Below are 20567 nucleotides of genomic sequence, written 5' to 3' on the forward strand. Positions count from 1 at the left end.
ATCTGCCGGAGCGATTGCCCGGCTTCATGAAGCCGGGCAATCGCACACCGTTCCTCGATCGAAAGCTGGCGGTATCTCGACATGGCAACACCTGTACGTGGTGTTGCACTTCGTTTGTGAACTCAGAGGGGTCCATGGCGCCGCGAACACCAATGCCTGCGGAGCTTGCGGAGCGATGGACCCCGGAACAAGTCCGGGGTGACAAATGACGTAGGAGGTGTCCGAGGGCGCTCACAACCTCACAAGTCCGCCAGCCGCATCGCGACGTCGTTCATGAAGCGCACGTCGTCGCCCGCCGCCAGCCATCCGGCCTCGGCGGCGATCGCGCCCAGCATGTCGGAAAGCGGCTCGATCTCGGTCTTGTGATAGCGGCCCAGCACATGGCCGGTGACCAGCGCCTTGTCGCCGGGATGGCCGATGCCGATCCGCACGCGGCGAAAAGCGTTGCCGATATGCGTCTCGGTCGAGCGCAGGCCGTTATGCCCGGCCGTGCCGCCGCCGGTCTTCACCTTGACCTTGAACGGGGCGAGGTCGAGCTCGTCGTGGAACACCGTCACCGCGTCGAGGCCGAGCTTGTAGAAGCGCATCGCCGCGCCGATCGCCTGGCCGCTCTCATTCATGAAGGTGCCGGGCTTCAAGAGCAGGATCTTGTCGCCGCCGATGCGGCCTTCCTGCGCCCAGCCCTGGAACTGCTTCCTGGGCGGATCGAACCGGTGCACCTCGGCGATCGCGTCCGCCGCCATGAACCCCACATTGTGGCGGTGCATGGCGTAGGACGCGCCGGGATTGCCGAGGCCGACCCAGAGCTGCATTTGAATCTCCCCTCCCCTTCAGGAGCGTTGGGTCGAACGTGCCCCGCACGTTCTGAACAGCGCGGGGCGCTATTCACCCAACGCTGGTCGGGGGAGGGGCATGTGCGGCAAGTGACCGCATGCGTCCACCAACAGGCCCCTCTCCCAACCAGTTCAGGGTGAATATCACCCCGTGATATTCAGGTCATGCCGGGGGCATGACCGACCCTGAACTCCCCTGAAGGGGAGAGGGCTTTGATGCCGATTACTCGCCCTTGGCTTCGCCTTCGCCCTCGGCGGGCGTTTCGCCGGCGGTCTCGCCCTCGGGCGCGCCGCCTTCGGTCGCCTCGGCCTCGGCGGCATGCTCCGCGGCGGCTTCCTCGGCCAGCGCGGCTTCTTCCGCGGCGGCTTCCTGCACCTCGGACTTCATCGCCGACGGGGCGATCAGCGTGGCGACGGTGAAGTCGCGGTCGTCGATCGCGGAAGCCGTGCCCTTGGGCAGCTTGACCTGGCTGATATGGACCGAATCGCCGATGTCGAGGCCCTTGAGGCTGATCTCGATCTGCTCGGGGATCTCGGCCGCGTCGCACACCAGCTCCAGCTCGTGGCGGACGATGTTGAGCACGCCGCCGCGCTTGATGCCGCGCGATTCCTCCTCGTCGCTGAACACCACCGGCACCGCGACGGTCACCTTGGCGTGCTCGGAGATGCGCAGGAAATCGACATGCACCGGGCGGTCGGTGACGGGATCGAACGCCACGTCCTTGGGCAGCGTGCGCACGGCCGATTTGGCGGCGCCTTCCACCATCACCACGGAATTGAAGAAGTGGCCGGTCATCAGCGCCTTGACCAGCGCCTTTTCCTCCACGTGGATGGACACGGGGTCCTGCTTGTTGCCGTAGATCACGGCGGGTACGCGGCCTTCGCGACGCAGCGCACGGGAGGCTCCCTTGCCAACCCGGTCACGCGTCTCGGCCGACAGCGACAGCTGCTCGCTCATCTCATGTCTCCGTTTGCGCTATATGCCCGCCATGCCTCCAGGGATGTCAGCGGCGGGAAGCTGGCGCGCATAGGCGAAAGCGGGGCGGGAGGCAAGGTGCAGCCCGGCCCTTGGCGATTCGTCAATATTCGACGCGCTCGGTCCTGATCCCGCGCTTGCTGAGCGCGTCCTGCACGCTGCCCTTGCCCGACAAATGCCCCGCGCCGACCGCCATGAACACCGTGCCGGGCTTTTGCAGCCGCGTCCTGATCCAGTCCGCCCAGCGATCGTTGCGGTCGGTCAGCAGGATCTTCTGGACATTGGGCATCTCGCCCAGCTGCGCGTTCATCTCCTCGGCCAGCGCATCGGGGTTGCCCGCCGCCCATTCGTCGACCATCCGGTCGAGCGTCGCCTCGATCTCGTCGAAGCCGTCGATGGTGGAGACCAGCAGGCCGGTCTGGTCCGCCTCGGGCATGGTGTCGAAAAAGCCCAGCTGCTCCTCGAACCCCTCGAGCGCGATGACCGGCTTGTTCGTCGCCTTGGCCGCCGCCGCCAGCTGCATCTCGACCCCGCTCGCCGGATCGTATCCCGCCTTGGTCAGCGGCAGGAGGCCGAGCAGCACCGACGCGTACCATGGCTCGAACTGGTCGAACGCGGCCGGCGGCAGGCCAAGCGAGGCGAGCGCGGCGGCATAGGGCGCGCGCCTCGCCTCCGGCAGCTTCTCAGTCAGCGGCGGCCCGTCGGGATCGATCGCGAGCGGCATCATCGCCTTCGCCGCCGCCTGCTGGTCTTCGGGCTGGATCACCTCGACCACCATCTCGCCGGACATGTCGAAGGCGTTCTTCACCGCCTCGTCGAACCAGCCGAGGCCGGGCTTCAGCACATGCACCGTGCCCAGCATGTAGATCGTCGTGTCGGCGTCCTTCACCACCCACAAGGCCGGATCGGCGTCCTTGAGCGGAGCGGGGGCGGGGGTGGGAGCCGCCGCCGGCGCGGTCTGCGCCGCGGCGGGGAGCGATCCCAGCGCGAGGGCGCCGGTGGCTATGGTGGTCAGCAAGCGGGACAACATAGGTTTTCCTTCAAGGCAGGAGGGGCAACAATTCAGCGGTATTTGAGCCACAGCCAGACGACGCCGGCGGCGACGATGGTGCAGAAATAGATGGCGATGCCATCAGGGGCCGGCAGCAGCCCGCCGCGCCACAGCAGCCACCAGACGGGCGCGCCGATCCAATAGGCGTAGATCGCCAGGAGCGCGCCCTTGTTATAGGCGGCCGCCTCCTGCTCGTCGGCGACACGCAGATGCCAGTAGATCGAGATGAGCGGCGCCGGCACGCCGATCAGCAGCGCCAGCGCGATCGCGTAGCCCGCCGGTATCGGATCGTCGTTGAAGATGCTGGGCGATGTTCCCGCCATCAGCATCACGATGGCGATCACGCCGCCAAGCGCGCCGGCGACGGCCAGCGTCACCACATTGCGGCGGTCGCGCGGCGCGGCCTCCTTCAGCGGCGACATCGAACGCAGCCCGCGATAGCTGACGTAGATGCACAGCGCGGCGAACAGCGAGACCCCGGCGAGCAAGGCTATCAGCGTCGTGGACATCGCCCCGCCGCCCTTTTCGGCATGGCCGACGATTATTCCGGCGATCATCGAACAGGCGCACAGCGCGCCGATCAGCGAAGCGACCAACAGTGCGATCCTACCCAATGTCCTGGGCCCGCTCCGCACATCCTCATCAATCGCCATGGCCGTCCCCATCATCGAAAATCTCCTCGATCCGCATGTCGAACAGGCGCGCAAGCTTGAACGCCAGCGGCAGCGACGGATCGTATTTTCCCGTCTCGATCGCATTCACCGCCTGGCGCGAGACATCCAGCCGCGCGGCGAGTTCGGCCTGGCTCCAGTTGCGCTCGGCGCGCAGCACCTTCAGCCGGTTCTCCAACGATCGCTCCGTGTCAGCGTCGCCTGACCGAATGTCAGGTTTCCATGACCAATGCCAGCGAGTCGCGGTTGTGTCAACAACACCTGACATTTTGTCAGCCATGGGTGACTTTCGCGAGGGAATCCGCGCTAGCGATCGATTCGCGGGCTCGCCACGCCGCGCTTCGCCAGCATCGCCTGCACCGAATCGGGGCCGACCAGATGCCCCGCGCCGACCGCGAACAGCACGGTGCCCGGCCGCTTCATCCGCTCGATCAGCCAGCCGGTCCAGGCGCGGTTGCGGTCGCGGATCAGCGCGGCATAGACCGCCGGGCCCAGATCGGCCTCGCCCAGCCCTTCGGCCAGGCCGGAAACGTCGCCCCTGGCCCAGGCCTCGTCCTCGTTCGCGGCGTCGCCGGCATAGGCCTCTTCATCCTCCAGCAGCCGCAGCAGATCGGCCTCCGGAATCGCGCGGACCGCCGCGATCACCGCGTCCGGGTCCTCGACGCTCAGCACCGGCTTGCCCGCCTTCAGGAACAGGCGTTCGAGCGTCGCGTCCGCGCCCGCCTCGTCGGTCGCGCCGTCGTCGGGCAGCCCGCCCATGCCCAGCGCGAACACCGCCATCCAGGTCGGCAGATGGTCGAACATCGCCGCGGGAAAGCCGCTCTCGTCGATCGTCCGCTTGACCGCCGCGCGCTTGCCCGGCCGCACCCGGTCCAGCAGCGGCGGGCGCTTGACCTCCATATCGGCGGCCATCTCGGCGACCAGCTTGCCCTCCAGCGCCGCGAAATCGGCGTCGCTGCTCTCGACCACCAGCTCGTCCGCCCGCGCGATCACCCGGTTCAGCGTGCGCGACCGCCATTTGAGCGTCGGCCGCAGGATGTGGATCGTGCCGAACAGATAGATCACCGTGTCGTGATCGGCGATCCGCCAGATCGCCGGCGCGGGGGTGAAGGTCTGGACGCGCTCGGCCCCGGGCGGCGCCTGCTTGTGCAGGCGATCCGCCTTCTGCGCCGGCGCGGCCGCGGCGGTCAGCGCCAGCACCGCGGCAAACGTGGCGCGCACCAGGAAAGTCAGGGACATCACGACCGGTTCTCGCTGCGCTCGCGAAACGGGTCAAGCGGCTTGCCGAAGTCGTCGCCTTGACCCTCCGCGCGCCTTGCCTGTAGGCGCGCCTGCGTGACCGGGCCCTCGCTTTCGTTCCAGGACATGATCCTGACGCTCCACCGCTACTGGGCGGACCGCGGCTGCCTGATCCTGCAGCCCTATGATATGGAGATGGGGGCGGGCACCTTCCATACCGCGACGACGCTGCGCGCGCTCGGCCCCGATCCGTGGAACGCCGCCTTCGTCCAGCCCTGCCGCCGGCCGACCGACGGCCGCTACGGCGAAAATCCCAACCGCCTCCAGCATTATTACCAGTATCAGGTGATCCTGAAGCCCAGCCCGCCCGATCTCCAGGCGCTCTATCTCGGCAGCCTCGACGCGATCGGCATCGATCCGCTGAAGCACGACATCCGCTTCGTCGAGGACGATTGGGAATCGCCCACGCTCGGCGCCTGGGGCCTCGGCTGGGAGGTCTGGTGCGACGGCATGGAGGTCACCCAGTTCACCTATTTCCAGCAGATGGGCGGCTACGACTGCAAGCCCGTCTCGGGCGAGCTGACCTACGGCCTCGAACGCCTCGCCATGTACATCCAGGGCAAGGATTCGGTGTACGATCTGGCGTTCAACGCGCCAGTCTCCCTCTCCCCTTCAGGGGAGAGGGCCGGGGAGAGGGGCAGTTCGCCATCCTATACCTATGGCGACGTCTTCCTCGAAAACGAGCGCCAGATGAGCGCGTGGAACTTCGAGGTGGCGGACACCGATCGCCTGTTCGACGGCTTCCGCAAGGCGGCCGCCGAATGCGAGCTGTGCCTCGACAGGAAGCTGCCGATCCCCGCCTATGAGCAGGCGATCAAGGCCAGCCACATCTTCAACCTCCTGAACGCCCGCGGCGTCATCTCGGTCGCCGAACGCCAGGCCTATATCGGCCGCGTCCGCGATCTGGCGAAAGGCGCCTGCGCCGGCTGGATGGAGAAGAACGGATGGAGCGCGTGAGCGCCACCAAGATCCGCCCCCGCGAAAGCGGGGGAGAGGGACCGCTCGCGAAGCGAGTGGTGGAGGGCGCGCGCGCCACCGCGACGGGAAGAAGGTTGGTTCACGCGAAGGCGCAAAGCCGCGAAGAATTTTTGTTTACGCGGAGGCGCGGAGACGCGGAGATCTGTCCCCGCCGCGCCAGCGGCCCTCATTTCCATGCGTCAGCCAAGGCTCCTGCATTTGAAGGGACAGGCAAGGTCGCGCCGCTGCACAACAGCTCCGCGTCTCCGCGCCTCCGCGTGAACCATCCCTTTTCTCCTCGCGCCTTCGCGCCTTCGCGCGAAGGATGTTTGTTCGCGCAGAGACGCGGAGACGCGGAGGTGCTGGTTTCCCGCGCGAAGCGCCCGCAAACCCTCACCGCTGCCGCGCGCCGGACCCGTGAGGGGAAAGAGCCGCTGCGCGGCAGTGCCGCCTCTCTGCGTCTCCGCGCCTCCGCGCGAACCAGCCTTCTCCTTTCTCCTCGCGCCTTCGCGCCTTCGCGTGAACCCATCTTATGACCGACTTCCTCCTCGAACTCCGCTCGGAGGAAATCCCCGCGCGCATGCAGGAAAAGGCGCGCGCGGACCTCGAACGGCTGTTCGCCGCCGAACTCGCCAAGTCCGGCCTCGCCGCGGCGGAAATCATCACCTACGCCACGCCGCGCCGCCTCGCGCTGATCGCCCGCGATTTGCCGGGCGAAACCGCAGCGGTCAGCGAGGAGATCAAGGGCCCGCGCGCCAACGCCCCCGAACAGGCGCTCGAAGGTTTCCTCCGCAAGACCGGCCTGACCCGCGACCAGCTCACCGAGCGCGATGGCGTGCTCTACGCAATCACCGAAAAGCCCGGCCGCGCCGCCGCGGAGGTGCTGGCCGAGGCGATCCCGGCGATCGTCCGCGCCTTTCCCTGGCCCAAGTCGATGCGCTGGGGCGCGGCCTCCGCCTCCACCGAAAGCCTGCGCTGGGTCCGCCCGCTGCAGGGCATCGTCGCGCTGCTGGGCGAGGATGTCGTCCCCTGCGAGATCGTCGGCGTGCAAGGAGCATCGGCAGGAAAAGTGGGTACCGGTTTTCCGTCCGCCGATGCGACCCTCAAAAGCTCCGCGGCGACGGTCGGCCACCGCTTCCACCACCCGGGCGTCATCACCATCGGCAGCGCCCACGATTATGTCGAAAAGCTGCGCGCCTGCCACGTCGTCGTCGACGGCGCCGAACGCCGCCGCCTCATCGCCGATGGCGCGGCAAAGGCCGCCGCCGACGCCGGCCTCGAGCTGATCGAGGACGAAGGCCTGCTCTACGAGAATGCCGGCCTGACGGAATGGCCCGTCCCCCTTCTCGGCCGCTTCGACGAGGCGTTCCTGACGGTCCCCCCCGAAGTCATCCAGCTCACCGCCCGCGTGAACCAGAAATACTTCGTCCTGAAAAATCCTCCCCCGGCGTCGCCGGGGGAGGGGGACCACCCGCAGGGTGGTGGAGGGGGCTCGCCCCAGACGATCCGTCTCGCCAACGCCTTCATCTGCACCGCCAACATCGACGCGACCGACGGCGGCAAGGCGATCGTCGAAGGCAACCAGAAGGTCCTCGCCGCCCGCCTCTCGGACGCGCGCTTCTTCTGGGACCAGGACCTGAAGGTCCCGCTCGACGAGCAGGCGAAGAAGCTCGGCCAGATCGTCTTCCACGAAAAGCTGGGCACCGTCGCCGACAAGGTCGACCGCGTGGCGAAGCTGGCGAGATGGCTGGTCGAAGAGGGGATCATAAAACCCTCTCCCCTTCAGGGGAGAGGGAGGAGCCGCGAAGCGGCGGAGGGAGAGGGGCAGGACGCTTCGCACTACGACCCGGCTTCGATGCTAGACACACTGCCCCTCTCCCCAGCCCTCTCCCCTGAAGGGGAGAGGGAGCATCTCGCCGCCCTCGCCGAACGCGCCGCGCGTCTCGCCAAGGCGGACCTCGTCACCGGCATGGTCGGCGAGTTCCCCGAGCTCCAGGGCGTCATGGGCGGCTACTACGCCGCCGCGCAAGGCGAAGACCCCCAGGTCGCCGCCGCCATCCGCGATCACTACAAGCCCGTCGGCCAGGGCGACGAGGTGCCGACCGATCCGGTGACGGTTGCTGTGTCGCTGGCAGATAAGTTGGATACGTTGTCCCAATTCTTCATCGTTGAGGAGTTTCCGACAGGTTCCAGGGACCCGTTTGCATTACGCCGTGCTGGATTGGGCGCGCTAGCTCTGCTCCAGGAAAACAACCTGCGGGTCTCGTTGCGCGCGGCTTTGTTCAAACCTCTGCTCGACCGGTCGATGCAGATGTTCGCCGGCGATGAACTTCGAGCAGCGAGCGAAGTTCGTGAACTTGTGGCTCAGTTTTCGGATCCAGAAAGAGGTGAAAGTCTTTATCTCTCAATGATATCAAATACTAAGGACCGTGCGCGAAGCGAGCGAGACACTTGGTTCGCAGACAAGATACTCGGTACAATCTACTATGTATCTGCGTTTCTCGCCGACCGCCTCAAGGTCCAGCAGCGCGAGGCGGGCGTCCGCCACGACCTGATCGATGCGGTGTTCGCCTTGGGCGGCGAGGACGATCTCGTCCGCCTGCTCGCCCGCGTCCATGCATTGCAGGCGTTCATGGCCACCGCCGACGGCGCCAACCTCCTCGCCGGTTACAAGCGCGCGGCGAACATCCTGAAGAAGGAGGGTTGGGAAACCCAGCCCTCTCCCCTTCAGGGGAGAGGGAGGAGCCGCGAAGCGGCGGAGGGAGAGGGGCAGGACGCTCGGCCCAATGACCCGGCTTCGATGTTGGACACACTGCCCCTCTCCTCGGCCCACTCCCCTGAAGGGCAGAGGGGGAAGATTCCGCTGTCCTACACGCCCGAACCGGCGGAGAATGCCCTCATCGCCGCGCTCGATTCGGCCGCGCCGCGCGCCGAGGCCGCAATCGGGGCGGAGGATTTCGAGGGGGCGATGGCGGCGCTGGCGACGCTCCGCGCCCCTATCGACGCGTTCTTTGACAGTGTGACCGTGAACGACCCCGATCCCGCCAGGCGCGAGGCCCGGCTGAACCTCCTCGCGCGGATGCGCGATGCGGTCCATTCGGTCGCCGATTTCTCGAAGATCGAGGGCTGACCAGAACCACGCCAGACACTGAACATACTGAACACAGCGTGATCTCCTCCCCGGAAAATCAGACGCTTGCGACAGGGACTTGAGAATGACCCAATATGTGTACCGCTTCGGTGGCGGCGTTTCGGACGGGGGCCAGGGCGACAAGAATCTGCTCGGCGGCAAGGGCGCGAACCTCGACGGCATGGCCGCGATCGGCCTGCCCGTGCCCCCCGGCTTCACCATCTCCACCCCGATGTGCGCGCGCTATTATGACGAGGGCGAGCGCTTTCCGGAGGATGTGAAGGCGGAGGTCTCCGCCGGCATCGCGCATATCGAGAAGGTCACCGGAAAGACATTCGGCGACGCCGCCGATCCGCTGCTCGTCTCCGTCCGCTCGGGCGCGCGCGTGTCGATGCCGGGCATGATGGACACCGTCCTCAACCTCGGCCTCAACGACCGGACGGTGGAGGGCCTCGCCGCCGCCTCCGGCGACGCCCGCTTTGCCTGGGACAGCTATCGCCGCTTCATCCAGATGTATGCGGACGTGGTGCTGGAGCTCGATCACGGCGCGTTCGAGGAAGCGCTCGAAATCGCCAAGGAAGACAAGGGCTACACGCTCGATACCGAGCTGACGTCCGAAGACCTGCAGGCGCTTGTCGCCGAGTTCAAGTCGCTGGTCGAGGCCGAATGGGGCAGGCCCTTCCCCCAGGATGTGCACGACCAGCTCTGGGGCGCGATCGGCGCGGTGTTCGGATCGTGGCAGTCCGAACGCGCCAAGGTCTATCGCCGGCTGAACGACATCCCCGGCGACTGGGGCACCGCGGTCAACGTCCAGGCGATGGTGTTCGGCAACATGGGCGAGACCAGCGCCACCGGCGTCGCCTTCACCCGCGATCCGGCCAAGGGCGACCGGGCCTATTATGGCGAGTTTCTGATCAACGCCCAGGGTGAGGACGTCGTCGCCGGCATCCGCACGCCCCAATATCTGACCAAGGCGGCGCGCGAGGCGGCGGGGGCCAGGCCGCTGTCGATGGAAGAGGCGATGCCCGAGGTGTACGGCGAGCTCGCCCGCGTGTTCGATCTGCTCGAGCGGCATTATCGCGACATGCAGGACATCGAATTCACGGTGCAGCAGGGCAAGCTGTGGATGCTGCAGACACGGAGCGGCAAGCGCACCGCCAAGGCCGCGCTCAAGATCGCGGTGGAGATGGCGGCCGAAGGGCTGATCAGCGAGGAGGAGGCGGTCGCCCGCGTCGATCCGGCGGCGCTCGATCAGCTGCTCCACCCGACGCTCGATCCGCAGGCGCAGCGCGACGTGCTGACCAAGGGGCTTCCGGCGTCGCCAGGCGCGGCCAGCGGCATCGTCGTGTTCGATTCGGACACCGCCGAGAAGCGTGCGGGGACGGGGGAGGACGTCATCCTCGTCCGCGTCGAGACCAGCCCCGAGGATATCCACGGCATGCACGCCGCGAAAGGCATCCTGACGGCGCGCGGCGGCATGACGAGCCATGCGGCGGTGGTCGCCCGGGGCATGGGCCGCCCCTGCGTCTCGGGTGCCGGCACGCTCGCGATCGACGCGAAGAACGGCGTGATGCGCGTCGGCGCGCGCGAGGTGAAGGCCGGCGAGGTCATCACCATCGACGGCGCGAGCGGGGAGGTGATGCTCGGCGCGGTGCCGACGGTGCAGCCCGAACTGGCCGGCGATTTCGCCACGCTGATGGTCTGGGCCGACAAGGTCCGTCGCCTGAAGGTGCGGACAAATGCGGAGACTCCGCTCGATTGCCGCACCGCGCGCGAGTTCGGCGCTGAGGGTATCGGGCTTTGCCGCACCGAGCATATGTTCTTCGACGCCGCGCGCATCACCGCGGTCCGCCAGATGATTCTCGCCTCGGACGAGGCGGGAAGGCGCGCCGCGCTCGACAAGCTGCTCCCCGAACAGCGCGCCGACTTCACCGAGATCTTCGAGGTCATGGCGGGGCTGCCCTGCACCATCCGCCTGCTCGATCCTCCCCTGCACGAATTCCTGCCGCACGAGGAGGCCGAGTTCGCCGAGGTCGCCGCCGCCGCCGGGCTCGATGTCGAGACGCTGCGCCGCCGCGCCGCCGAGCTGCACGAGTTCAACCCGATGCTCGGCCATCGCGGCTGCCGCCTGGGCGTGACCTATCCCGAGATCTACGAGATGCAGGCGAGGGCGATCTTCGAGGCCGCGTGCGACGTCGCGGCGAAATCGGGCGAGGCGCCGATTCCCGAGATCATGATCCCGCTCGTCGCCACGAGGCGGGAGCTGGAGCTGATGAAGGCGGTGGTCGACAAGGCGGCCAGGGCGGTGTTCGCCGAAAAGGGCGGGGAGGTCGCCTATCTCGTCGGCACGATGATCGAGCTGCCCCGCGCCGCGTTGAAGGCGGGCGAGATCGCCGAGGTGGGCGAGTTTTTCTCCTTCGGCACCAACGATCTGACCCAGACCACTTTGGGCGTCAGCCGCGACGACGCCGGGCGCTTCCTCACCACCTATGTCGAAAAGGGCATCTTCGCGCGCGATCCCTTCGTCTCGATCGATGTAGAGGGGGTGGGCGAGCTGATCCGCCTCGCCGCCGATCGCGGCCGCGCCGCCCGCTCGGGCATCAAGCTCGGCATCTGCGGCGAGCATGGCGGCGACCCGGCGAGCATCGCCTTCTGCGAGGAGGTGGGGCTGGATTACGTCTCGGCCTCGCCCTACCGTGTGCCCATCGCCCGCCTGGCGGCGGCGCAGGCGGCGTTGAAGGCGAGGTAGGATGGACGAGGCCGTCACGGAACCGCCCCCCGAACAGGCGCCCCGCCGGAGCCTGAAGCTCTGGCATCGCATCCTGATCGCCGCCCTTGTCGGCGTGGTGCTCGGTCTGCTGCTGACGGTCTGGGCGGTGCGCGGAAGCGGCATGGGCGGCGACCGGCAGATCGGCCCCTGGTCGACCTCGACCGCCACCGGTTCGGCCGATGCCGGCCCGTTGCTACGCGCCCGCGTTGCGCTCAGGGGCCTGCTCGCGCTCACCGCGCGCGAGGCGGTCTACCTCAACGCCACGGCCGACAGCGCCGCCCGCCCGCTCGATGGCGGCTGCACCTATCGCCTTGCGGGCGCGGCTCCTGCGGCGCGCTGGTGGAGCATCACCGCCTATGACAGCGAGGGTTATCTCATCGGAACACCAGCCGCGCGCTACTCGATCGGCGGCGCCGGCGACGCGGCGATCGATGCGACCGTCGGGCCGGACGGTCGCATCACCACGCTTCCCGGCCAGCCTTTCGAGCTCACCCTGCGCGCCTACAACCCGGAACCGTCGCTCCTTTCCGGGGAGATGCCCGTGATCACGCGGCTGTCATGCTGAAGCGCTTCGTCCCCTGGATCGCGCTGGTCGCGGGCGTCGCCATGCTGACCTTCGTCGTCGCGCTCTACGCGACGCCCGGCCTGCTCATGCGCGCGGCGGTGGGGCGTCTCGCCGATCGCGGCGGGGTCAACCGGATGGCGCACGCGCCGCTCGCCACCGCCGAGGCGCGCACCATCGTCCGTCCCAGCCCCGATCTCGCCTATTCGAGCTGCCCGTTCGATCTCGCTGACGGCGCGGTGACGGTCACCGTCATGCCGGTCGACGCGCCTTATTGGTCGCTGTCGGTCTATGACAGCCAGACAGACGCGGTGTTCGTCCGCAACGATCGCGAGATGCGTGGAGAGCCCGTCCGCATCGCCATCGCGCGGCAGGGCCAGACCATCCCGGCGGGCTATGTGCCGGTGTGGGTGGACGGCCGCCGCGGCGTCGCGCTGCTGCGGATACTGGTGCCGAACGCCGCCGCCTTCCCGGGGATCGACGCCGCGCGCAAAGCCTCCAGCTGTCAGGTTGCGACGCCTAGCTGAACCAGCGCCTTTTGTGCCCTTCGCGGTCGCCGCTGCGCAAGGTCGCCGCCTGCTCGCGCCAGTTCTCGCGCTCGATCGTGCCGGGGGCCAGGCCAAGCCGGCCTTCGAGCGCGGCCTCGTCGCTGGCGGACATCTTCTCGATATCCTTGAAGCTGTGATAGCCGGCGTCGTTCAGTCGCGCCTCGCCGTCGGGGCCGATACCCTTGATCGCGGACAGGTCGTCACGGCCGCCGCGCGCCGCGGCGCCGACCGCACTCGCGCCGACTCCCGCGGGAGCATGCTTCTCAAGCTCTGCGATCCGCCTGTTCGACGCCTCCACACGGGCATCGTTGGCGCGCAGCCGCTCCTCGTAGCCCTTACGCTCCTCGGCGCGGGACGCGCGTTCGGCCGCCAGTTCTCGCTTCCATTTCTTGCCGCCCGATCGGCTGAGCAGGCCGAGCACCCAGCCGAGCAGCAGGACAAGGGCCAGGATCGCCCATTGGGTCGGGGTCTGGAAAAGCATCGCCGGTCATCCTCCACGTTACGCGGGGAGAACGACCGGCCATGCCTACACGTTCCGCGTCAGATGTTGCCGCCCGCGAACGCGTCGCTGATGTCGCAAGCCGCGGGGCCCAAGATGACGATGAACAGCACCGGCAGGATGAACAGGATCAGCGGCACGGTCATGATCGCCGGCAGGCGCGCGGCCTTCTCCTCCGCGCGCATCATCCGCTCGTTGCGGAACTCGGCGGACAGCACGCGGAGCGCGGAGGCGAGGGGCGTGCCGTATTTCTCGGTCTGGATCATCGTCGTGACGACGCCCTTCACCGCCTCCAGATCGACGCGCAGGGCGAGGTTCTCGAACGCCTGGCGGCGGTCGGTCAGGAAGGACAGCTCGATCGCGGTCAGCGCGAATTCGTCGCCCAATTCGGGATAGGCCTTGCCCAGCTCCTTCGCCACGCGCTGGAAAGCGGCGTCGACGGTCAGGCCCGCCTCGGCGCAGATCACCAGCAGGTCGAGCGCGTCGGGCAGGCCCTTGCGGATCTCGTGGCTGCGCTTGGTGACCTTGTTCTTCAGCCAGATGTCGGGCGCCTTGTAGCTCAGCACCAGCGCGCCAGCGACCGCGCCATATTTCTTGATCGCGCCCCATTCGGGAAAATAGTCGACGCCGTAGATCATGAAGGCGACGAACCCGCCGAGGACGATGGGCGTGACGAGCCGGCCGAAGATGATGGCGACCGCCATGTCCTTGGACCGGATACCCGCCTGCACCAGCTTCGCCTGCACCACCTTCAGCTGTTCGTCCTGCAGCACCTTCAGGCTGCCGAGGAGGCTGCGGATGCGGTCGGTCGTCTCGTTCTTCTGGACGAGCTTGGCCCGCCTGCGCGACGTGGAGGCCGCGATACCCGCCTTCAGCTGCTCGCGGCGTTCGTTGAGCGCCTTGACGCGCTTCGCCATCGGGTCCTTCACCGTGGTCGCCGCATAGACCGCCAGCATCACGGCGAACGCCGCGACGGCCGACAGCATCGTCGCCACCATCAGGACATCGACACCCAGAAGCGTGGGGCCGCCGCTCGTTCCCGTCATCTCCAACGCCCCCGCATCAAATCTCGAAATCGATCATCTTGGCCATGATGAATGCGCCGATGCCCATCCAGATCAGGCCGCCGCCGCCCGCGACCATCAGCCGCTGATCGACGAAGAAGTTTTGCATATAGCTGCCGTTGATCATCCAGATCATGCCGAACACGATGAAGGGCAGCGCGCCGATGATATAGGCGGAGGCCTTGGATTCGGACGACATCGCGCGGATCTTCAGCTTCATCTGCCCGCGCTTGCGCAGCACGTCGGCGAGATTGCTGAGCGTCTCGGCCAGATTGCCGCCGGTCTCGCGCTGGATGGCGAGCGTGATGCAGAAGAACTGGAACTCCGGCGTGCCCAGGCGGTCCGCGGTTTCCTGCAGCGCCGCTTCCATCGCCCGACCGATCTTCATCTTGTCGACCACGGTGCGGAATTCGACGCCGACGGGGCCGGGAACTTCCTGGGCGACGACCGACATCGTCTCGGTCACCGGCAGGCCCGAGCGCAGGCCGCGCACGAGCAGCTCGATGGCGTCGGGAAACTTGGCGTTGAACTGCATGATCCGGCGCTTGATGTAGAAATTGACCACCATGTGCGGCAGCCCGCCGCCCACGACGACACCCACCAGGAGCGCCAGCAGGAACGGCGCGCCCTTGATCATCAGCAGCCCGGCGACGACCACGACGATCGCCGCCGAAGCGATCATGTACTGGCCCATCGTCCAGGTCTTGCCCGTCTGCGACAGGCGTTTGCGGATCAGCGCCGGGTTGGGCAGCAGCCGGTTGGCGTAGCCGTCCATTTTGGTCTGGCGATTGGCAATCGCGCGGCGCATCTGCGCCTCGACCGCGCCGGACGCGGTATCGGCATGGCGATCCTTGAGCCCCGTCATGCGGCGCTCGACCGCCTTCTTGGGCGAAGGGCCGGCGAACGCGAAGGCGATCATGCCCAGCACCACGAGCGCGCCCAGCGCCATCGTCAGGATCGGCATCATTCCCATCGTCGTCGGCCCAGTTCCTTCAACGGGCGGCCGTGCGCGAGGCGCACGGCGCGCCGATCACTTCGCCCTTTTGGGCATCATCGCCTTCAGATCGCCGAACTTGCCGAGCAGCGACATGCCCTTGGGCTTGTCCTTCGCCTTCTTGCCGTCGGCGGTCTGGTTCTCGGCCTGCTCATCCGCTGCGCCCAGGATGCGTTCGGCAAGCTGCGCAACCGGCTGGATCGTCTTCGATCCCTTGCCCGCCTCGGCCATTGGCTTGCCCAGCTTGGCGGCGTTGGCGGCGACCTTCTGGTCGAACGGCACGCAGTAATCGAGCTTGCGCTCGATCGAGGTCTCGAAGTCCTTGCGGCTGATCTCGAGCGCGCCGCTCGCAGGCACGCGGTTGCCGACGACCAGCACCTGCGCATGCGGCGCGTTGGACTTGAGCCAGGAGAGGATGCGGATCGAATCGCGCGCCGCCGCCAGCGTGATCTCGGTCACCACGACGGCGACCTGCACGTCGTTGATCAGGTGCGGATGCTGGACCAAGATCGATCGCGGCATGTCGATGACGGTGCATTCGAACGCGCCGCGCATCTCCTCCTGCAACTGGAAGAAGGCGCTCCCGTCGGACAGGATCGGCTGGTGGATCGGCGCCTCGGCGGAGAGGATCGCCAGCCGCTCGGTCGCCTTGACCATCGCGCGTTCGATGAACAGCCCGTCGATGCGGCTCGGATTCTCGATCGCATCGGTCAAGCCGCGCCCCGGTTCGACATCGAGCGCGAGCGCCCCCGTACCGAAATGCACGTCGAGATCGAGCAGCGCCGTATTGCGCTTGTCGCGTTCGCTGAACAGCCAGGCGAGCGAGGTGGCGAGCGTCGACGCGCCGACGCCGCCGCGCGTGCCGATCACCGCGGCGGAGATATGCGGGCGCTCGCTGCCGGTGTCGACCTTGGGCGCGGAAAGGATCGCCTGCGCATGCGCGAAGGATTCGCGCAGCATGTCGGGCGACAGCGGCTTCAGCAGGTAATCCTGAATGCCGCTCGCCAGGAGGTCGCGGTACAGCCGAACGTCGTTGACCTGGCCGGCGGCGATCACCACCGTGCCCGGCTCGCAGACTTCGGCGAGCGCGTTGATGTCGTTCAGCGGATCGCCCGATTCGGACAGATCGACGAACAGGATGTGCGGGCTCGCCGAGACCGAGAGCGATTGCACCGCGTTGCGCAGCCCGCCCTTGTTGATCTTGTCGCCCGGCCAGCCGAGCTCGACCGCGATCGGGCGGATCGCCTCGGCGGTCGTCTCGTCGCAGGCATAGGCAACGAACGCGTCACGCGTAGAGCTGCTCGCTTTCCAAGGTGCGTTCATCAGTTGGATCCTCCGCCAGAGCCGCCCGTGGCGCTTTCCGATTTGAGACCGCCCTTGCCGGTCGGCTCCGCCTCGCGATAGGTGTCGATCGCCTTGGTTCCGCGACCGGCGTCATAGACGAGCGGACGGTCCTGCCCGCGGACGAGATCCTCTGGGTTGGCGACCATCGCCGCCAGGTTGCTGTTGGTCCCGCAGCCGAAGTTGGACGAGGCGTGCGCATCGAAATTGGGCTGCGACATGCGGCTATAGTCCGGGCAGCCCGGCACCTCGGCGCGGCTGCGCGTGACGATCACGCGCACCGTCCCCGGGGCTACCGCTCCGACCGTGACGGGGGCTGCATCCGACACCAGGATGCCGTGGCGCGCCGCCTGACGGGCGATGTCCGCGCGAACGCCGGTGTTATAGGCGCCGCCGTCGTCGATCGAGAGTCGATCGCCGTAACCGAGCTTCATCGACGCGAGCCAGCCGCTCAGGCGACTGGGCTCTCCCATGCCCAGTCCGTCGCCATGGACGCCGAGATCGAGCGCATAATCGGCGCGGCTGACAACGGGCTGCTGGACCGATTCCACGCCGCGATTCTCGGTGCCCGCGCACGCGGCGAGGCCGAGCGTCGCGATCAGGAGGCCGGTGGATGCAAGAAGACGCTGCATGTCTTGTCCTTCCTGAGGGCTTAGAAGCTGAAACCGGGCGTCGCGCTCGACGATGCGGTCTTGGGACCGGTCGCGGGCGGCGGCGCCTTGGCCTGCACGGGCGGTGCGGGAAGCGTCGGGCCTGCGGGCAGCGGCGCGGATCCGATGACCGGCCCGGCAGATGGCGCGGTCGTCGGCTTGGGCCGCTCCTCACCGGACTTGCCGCCGCCGGTCTGGCCGAGCAGCACGCGCTCGAGATCGGTTGGCGCCTTGAAGCCGTCGGTCGGCAACTTGATGTCCCCGGCATTGACCGGCTTCACCAGATACGGCGTGATCACGATCACCAGCTCGGTTTCCGAGCGCCGGAACGCGTTCGAACGGAACAGCGAGCCGAGGATCGGCACGTCGCCAAGGCCTGGCGTCTTGTCGATCGAGTTGTCGACGCTGTTGGACAGAAGCCCGCCGATCATCATGCTCTGGCCGGAGCCCATCTCCAGCGTCGTTTCGGCGCGGCGGGTGGTGAGGCCAGGGATGGTGACCCCGCCCAGCGTGACCGAGCCGGCCGCGCTCAGCTGGGAAACCTCGGGGCGAACGCGCATCGAGATGCGGCCGTCGGCCAGCACCGTCGGGGTGAACGCCAGGCTGACGCCATATTGCTTGTATTCGACCGTCACCGCGCCCAGCCCCTGGCTGATCGGGATCGGAATTTCGCCGCCCGCCAGGAAGCTGGCGGTCTCGCCCGACAGCGCGGTCAGGTTGGGGCTCGCCAGCGTCGTCACCTGGCCGTCGCGTTCTCCCAGGTCGAGCACGTCGGCAATATCGAGACCGAGGAACCGGCCCGCGAATCCCAGGGACGTGCGTGCGCTGCTGCGGATATCGCTGAAATCGAACGCCGTGCCCGAATTGGGATAGACGAAGTCGCCGATGCGCGGATCGAACGGCAGCGTGATCGAGCCGGCCGGCAGGCCGAACCGCGACGACGCGTCAAGCTGCGGCAGGTCGGAGGTGTCGACGTTGCCGATCGAACCGAACTCGCGGCCCGACACGCCGATCTTGAACCCGCCGGTGTCGCGCGTGATCAGGTTGTTGCCGATATTCTTGGCGAAGTCGCGGCTCACCTCGGCGATCTTGACCTGCAGGTTGACCTGCAGCGGCGTCGCCGTCTTGAGGCGGCTGATGACCGTGGTCTCCTCACCGACAAAAGCTTTGGCCAGCCGTTCCGCCTCCGCGCTGTCGCTGGGGCTGAGCACGGTGCCGGTCAGCAGCACGACGCCGTTCATCGTCGATGCCGTGATGTCCGCTTCCGGCATCGCCATATCGAGCATCGCATCGAGCGAACCGAAATTCGCGCCGACCCGAATGGTGGTGGAATAGACCACCTTGCCCGACTTGGATGTTGCGTAGACCGTCGTCTCCCCGGCTTTCTTACCGAAGATGAACAGCTGGGTCGGCGACCGCACCTGCACATCGGCGATCTCGTCGCTGGCGACGAACAGGTCCGACATCGGCGCATCGAGCTTGACCATGCGGCCCTGGCCGACGCTGATCTGGATCGTTTCGTTCGGTGTCCGGGCCACGACCTGGGCCGCGGCCGGGGCGGACGCGGTGGCGGCGAGGCCGACCGCGAGCGCCGCAGCGAGGGCGGTGCCCAGGCTCGTGCGGGCAACCAGCTTATTGGTGCGCATCTTACTTACCCCCAACCGGAACTTCGGTTACATTGTTGCCGCGCGCCACCCGGACGACTGGCCCCTTGGCAACGGCCGCGCCCGGGAAGGCGCCGCTGCTGCCGCCCGAATCCCGGCTGCCGCGATCGTCCGCAGGCTTGGCCGGCACCGTGCGGCGCTGGAAGCGCGACACGTCGGCGCCGGTGACGAATGTGGTTTCGGTATCGATCGGCCGACTGGCGACGGCGAGCAGAACCTGCTTGTCGGCCGCGGCGTCGTCGCCCTCGGGCACCGAGACCTCGCCCGAAGCGATGGCACGCTCCAGCTCGGCGTTGTTGTCGGCGAGCGAGCGCAGCGACAGCGAAAGCTGGCCGATGGTCTGCGCGACCGCGATCTTCTCGGCGATGCGCGGCGTCGCCTCCAGCGTCACGGTGGAGAATGTCTGCACCGTAGGCTTGCCTTCGTCGTTGATCGCATCGGTGCGCTGATCGGTGGCGAGCACGCGAACGTTGCGGAGGATCGTCTCGGTCGCCTTGAGCGGCGGCCCATCGCCACCGCCAGAGACCGATTGGGTCAGGACGATGTCCACCCGGTCGCCCGGGAAGACGAAGCCGGCGACGCCGGATTGGGCGGAGACGGACACCGTGACCGCGCGCATGCCTGGGCTCAGCGCCGCGGCGAGGAAGCCGCGCTCGCCCGGCTGCACCAGTGATCCCTGCGTGATCGGCTGGCCGGCGGTGATCGCGTTGCGCACCACCGCGCCCTGCAGCCTGGCGGCGTCGACCGGGCCGCCCTTGACGAAATAGGCGGTGTCGTTGACCAGCTCCTGCGGCCAGGGCTGATAGCGGAAGCTGTCCGGCTCGATGATGGTGCCGACGGGCAGGGCGCGGGTGGCGACGAGCACTTCCGGTCCCTCGACCTTCGTCGGCATCACTGCCGCCGCCTGTGGCGCGGCCGCGCCGGCAAACATGCTGCGCGCCATGAAGGCCGTCAAAGCGGCGACGATCAGTGCGCCGACCAGCAGAGCGATTTTCTTGGCATCCATGACGTTACAGCGCCTTTCCCCGAAGCAGGTCGATTGAACCCGCGTTAAGCATCATCCGAAATGGTTAAGGATCGGTTGGTGAATGGAAACGAGTCCGGCGAAGGCGATCGCGACGCCGTAAGGTATCTCAGGTTGCCCGGATTTCCGCCGGATTCGGCGTTCGATGACGAGCAGGATGGTCAAGGCGCCGCCCGCCAGCGCCATCACCATCAACAGGCTCAAGAGCGGTTGCCACGGGAACCACAGCGCAAGCGCGCCGAGCATCTTGACGTCGCCGCCGCCCATCTGGCCGGCCATGAAGGCGAGCGTGAACAGTCCGAACACGGCAAGGCCGAGCCCCAGCTGGATCGCGACGTCGGGCCACAACTGATAGCCGGTCGCCCACCAGAAGGCGGGCGCGAGCGTGGCGATGGCGATGTTCTTCCAATCGGCGATCTCGCGGATGCGGATATCCTCGACCGCCGCCGAAACCAGCAGCATCGCGAGCACGCCCAGCAACGCTATCGAGACCTGATCCCACCCCATCGGGAAATGTCCTAGACGGGATGGCTT

The 20567-nt window shown here is 67.5% G+C and carries 20 protein-coding genes; 5 read left to right on the top strand and 15 right to left on the bottom strand.

Annotated elements, in window-relative coordinates:
- The 7 genes from D1610_RS17610 to D1610_RS10150 all read right to left on the bottom strand — a co-directional run.
- On the bottom strand, nt 1-83 hold an 83-nt coding region (locus D1610_RS17610; protein ID WP_222926996.1), incomplete at its 3' end, for a helix-turn-helix domain-containing protein.
- A gap of 156 nt (nt 84-239) precedes the next feature.
- Nucleotides 240-812 carry an aminoacyl-tRNA hydrolase gene (gene pth / locus D1610_RS10125; RefSeq protein ID WP_118864075.1) on the bottom strand — a complete coding sequence of 191 codons (573 nt, stop codon included), beginning with the start codon at nt 810-812 and terminating at the stop codon, nt 240-242.
- A 244-nt stretch (nt 813-1056) separates the two neighbouring features.
- Nucleotides 1057-1791 carry a 50S ribosomal protein L25/general stress protein Ctc gene (locus D1610_RS10130; RefSeq protein WP_118864076.1) on the bottom strand — a complete coding sequence of 245 codons (735 nt, stop codon included), beginning with the start codon at nt 1789-1791 and terminating at the stop codon, nt 1057-1059.
- Between the two features lie 121 nt (nt 1792-1912).
- Nucleotides 1913-2839: a TraB/GumN family protein gene (locus tag D1610_RS10135; RefSeq protein ID WP_118864077.1), complete on the bottom strand. Its 927-nt coding sequence runs from the start codon at nt 2837-2839 to the stop codon at nt 1913-1915.
- Between the two features lie 32 nt (nt 2840-2871).
- Nucleotides 2872-3528 (bottom strand): hypothetical protein, encoded by a 657-nt coding sequence (locus tag D1610_RS10140; RefSeq protein WP_182466782.1) that lies wholly within the window; start codon nt 3526-3528, stop codon nt 2872-2874.
- Nucleotides 3503-3709, bottom strand: a complete 207-nt coding sequence (locus tag D1610_RS10145) for a helix-turn-helix transcriptional regulator (RefSeq protein ID WP_118864079.1) — start codon at nt 3707-3709, stop codon at nt 3503-3505. Before D1610_RS10145 ends, D1610_RS10140 begins: the two co-directional genes overlap by 26 nt.
- Before the next feature lie 128 nt (nt 3710-3837).
- On the bottom strand, nt 3838-4770 hold the full coding sequence (locus D1610_RS10150; protein ID WP_118864080.1) for a TraB/GumN family protein: 933 nt from the start codon (nt 4768-4770) through the stop codon (nt 3838-3840).
- 126 nt (nt 4771-4896) lie between these two features.
- Between D1610_RS10150 and D1610_RS10155 the strand changes: the two genes are divergently transcribed.
- The 5 genes from D1610_RS10155 to D1610_RS10175 all read left to right on the top strand — a co-directional run bounded on the left by D1610_RS10155 (nt 4897) and on the right by D1610_RS10175 (nt 12776).
- Nucleotides 4897-5787 (top strand): glycine--tRNA ligase subunit alpha, encoded by an 891-nt coding sequence (locus tag D1610_RS10155; RefSeq protein WP_118864241.1) that lies wholly within the window; start codon nt 4897-4899, stop codon nt 5785-5787.
- A 532-nt stretch (nt 5788-6319) separates the two neighbouring features.
- The gene (gene glyS, locus D1610_RS10160; protein WP_118864081.1) at nt 6320-8917 is read left to right on the top strand and encodes a glycine--tRNA ligase subunit beta; all 2598 of its coding nucleotides are present in this window, start codon (nt 6320-6322) and stop codon (nt 8915-8917) included.
- 85 nt (nt 8918-9002) lie between these two features.
- Nucleotides 9003-11666: a pyruvate, phosphate dikinase gene (ppdK, locus tag D1610_RS10165; RefSeq protein WP_118864082.1), complete on the top strand. Its 2664-nt coding sequence runs from the start codon at nt 9003-9005 to the stop codon at nt 11664-11666.
- Between the two features lies 1 nt (nt 11667).
- Entirely contained in the window at nt 11668-12252 is a 585-nt protein-coding gene (locus D1610_RS10170; RefSeq protein ID WP_118864083.1) for a DUF1214 domain-containing protein, read from the top strand.
- Entirely contained in the window at nt 12246-12776 is a 531-nt protein-coding gene (locus tag D1610_RS10175) for a DUF1254 domain-containing protein (protein ID WP_118864084.1), read from the top strand. Before D1610_RS10170 ends, D1610_RS10175 begins: the two co-directional genes overlap by 7 nt.
- On the opposite strand, the gene D1610_RS10180 is transcribed toward D1610_RS10175, so the two are convergent.
- From D1610_RS10180 to D1610_RS10215, 8 genes are read right to left on the bottom strand one after another with little or no spacing between them, the layout of a single operon-like run.
- Nucleotides 12769-13278, bottom strand: coding sequence for a hypothetical protein (locus tag D1610_RS10180; protein ID WP_118864085.1), 510 nt, complete (start codon nt 13276-13278; stop codon nt 12769-12771). The two genes, D1610_RS10175 and D1610_RS10180, sit on opposite strands and share 8 nt — an antisense overlap.
- Nucleotides 13279-13337: 59 nt before the next feature.
- Complete coding sequence (locus D1610_RS10185; RefSeq protein WP_118864086.1) at nt 13338-14342, bottom strand: type II secretion system F family protein; 1005 nt, start codon at nt 14340-14342, stop codon at nt 13338-13340.
- 16 nt (nt 14343-14358) lie between these two features.
- Complete coding sequence (locus D1610_RS10190) at nt 14359-15333, bottom strand: type II secretion system F family protein (protein WP_118864087.1); 975 nt, start codon at nt 15331-15333, stop codon at nt 14359-14361.
- A 57-nt stretch (nt 15334-15390) separates the two neighbouring features.
- On the bottom strand, nt 15391-16677 hold the full coding sequence (locus D1610_RS10195; RefSeq protein ID WP_118864088.1) for a P-loop NTPase family protein: 1287 nt from the start codon (nt 16675-16677) through the stop codon (nt 15391-15393).
- Nucleotides 16677-17327, bottom strand: a complete 651-nt coding sequence (locus D1610_RS10200) for a CpaD family pilus assembly protein (RefSeq protein WP_118864089.1) — start codon at nt 17325-17327, stop codon at nt 16677-16679. Before D1610_RS10200 ends, D1610_RS10195 begins: the two co-directional genes overlap by 1 nt.
- Nucleotides 17328-17347: 20 nt before the next feature.
- The gene (locus tag D1610_RS10205) at nt 17348-18991 is read right to left on the bottom strand and encodes a type II and III secretion system protein family protein (protein WP_118864090.1); all 1644 of its coding nucleotides are present in this window, start codon (nt 18989-18991) and stop codon (nt 17348-17350) included.
- Nucleotide 18992: 1 nt separating this feature from the next.
- Nucleotides 18993-20015, bottom strand: coding sequence for a Flp pilus assembly protein CpaB (gene cpaB / locus D1610_RS10210; protein WP_118864091.1), 1023 nt, complete (start codon nt 20013-20015; stop codon nt 18993-18995).
- A 51-nt stretch (nt 20016-20066) separates the two neighbouring features.
- Entirely contained in the window at nt 20067-20540 is a 474-nt protein-coding gene (locus D1610_RS10215) for an A24 family peptidase (protein WP_118864092.1), read from the bottom strand.
- Between the last annotated feature and the right edge of the window lie 27 nt (nt 20541-20567).

Source organism: Sphingomonas gilva (genome assembly GCF_003515075.1).
In the GTDB taxonomy this organism is placed as follows: Bacteria; Pseudomonadota; Alphaproteobacteria; order Sphingomonadales; family Sphingomonadaceae; genus Sphingomonas; species Sphingomonas gilva.

What these genes read in the sequence shown, in the direction of transcription:
- pth (WP_118864075.1), bottom strand. Translation starts at nt 812, where the DNA reads ATGCAGCTCTGGGTCGGCCTCGGCAATCCCGGCGCGTCCTACGCCATG.
- D1610_RS10130 (WP_118864076.1), bottom strand. Translation starts at nt 1,791, where the DNA reads ATGAGCGAGCAGCTGTCGCTGTCGGCCGAGACGCGTGACCGGGTTGGC.
- D1610_RS10135 (WP_118864077.1), bottom strand. Translation starts at nt 2,839, where the DNA reads ATGTTGTCCCGCTTGCTGACCACCATAGCCACCGGCGCCCTCGCGCTG.
- D1610_RS10140 (WP_182466782.1), bottom strand. Translation starts at nt 3,528, where the DNA reads ATGATGGGGACGGCCATGGCGATTGATGAGGATGTGCGGAGCGGGCCC.
- D1610_RS10150 (WP_118864080.1), bottom strand. Translation starts at nt 4,770, where the DNA reads ATGTCCCTGACTTTCCTGGTGCGCGCCACGTTTGCCGCGGTGCTGGCG.
- D1610_RS10155 (WP_118864241.1), top strand. Translation starts at nt 4,897, where the DNA reads ATGATCCTGACGCTCCACCGCTACTGGGCGGACCGCGGCTGCCTGATC.
- glyS (WP_118864081.1), top strand. Translation starts at nt 6,320, where the DNA reads ATGACCGACTTCCTCCTCGAACTCCGCTCGGAGGAAATCCCCGCGCGC.
- ppdK (WP_118864082.1), top strand. Translation starts at nt 9,003, where the DNA reads ATGACCCAATATGTGTACCGCTTCGGTGGCGGCGTTTCGGACGGGGGC.
- D1610_RS10170 (WP_118864083.1), top strand. Translation starts at nt 11,668, where the DNA reads ATGGACGAGGCCGTCACGGAACCGCCCCCCGAACAGGCGCCCCGCCGG.
- D1610_RS10175 (WP_118864084.1), top strand. Translation starts at nt 12,246, where the DNA reads ATGCTGAAGCGCTTCGTCCCCTGGATCGCGCTGGTCGCGGGCGTCGCC.
- D1610_RS10180 (WP_118864085.1), bottom strand. Translation starts at nt 13,278, where the DNA reads ATGCTTTTCCAGACCCCGACCCAATGGGCGATCCTGGCCCTTGTCCTG.
- D1610_RS10185 (WP_118864086.1), bottom strand. Translation starts at nt 14,342, where the DNA reads ATGACGGGAACGAGCGGCGGCCCCACGCTTCTGGGTGTCGATGTCCTG.
- D1610_RS10190 (WP_118864087.1), bottom strand. Translation starts at nt 15,333, where the DNA reads ATGGGAATGATGCCGATCCTGACGATGGCGCTGGGCGCGCTCGTGGTG.
- D1610_RS10195 (WP_118864088.1), bottom strand. Translation starts at nt 16,677, where the DNA reads ATGAACGCACCTTGGAAAGCGAGCAGCTCTACGCGTGACGCGTTCGTT.
- D1610_RS10200 (WP_118864089.1), bottom strand. Translation starts at nt 17,327, where the DNA reads ATGCAGCGTCTTCTTGCATCCACCGGCCTCCTGATCGCGACGCTCGGC.
- D1610_RS10205 (WP_118864090.1), bottom strand. Translation starts at nt 18,991, where the DNA reads ATGCGCACCAATAAGCTGGTTGCCCGCACGAGCCTGGGCACCGCCCTC.
- cpaB (WP_118864091.1), bottom strand. Translation starts at nt 20,015, where the DNA reads ATGGATGCCAAGAAAATCGCTCTGCTGGTCGGCGCACTGATCGTCGCC.
- D1610_RS10215 (WP_118864092.1), bottom strand. Translation starts at nt 20,540, where the DNA reads ATGGGGTGGGATCAGGTCTCGATAGCGTTGCTGGGCGTGCTCGCGATG.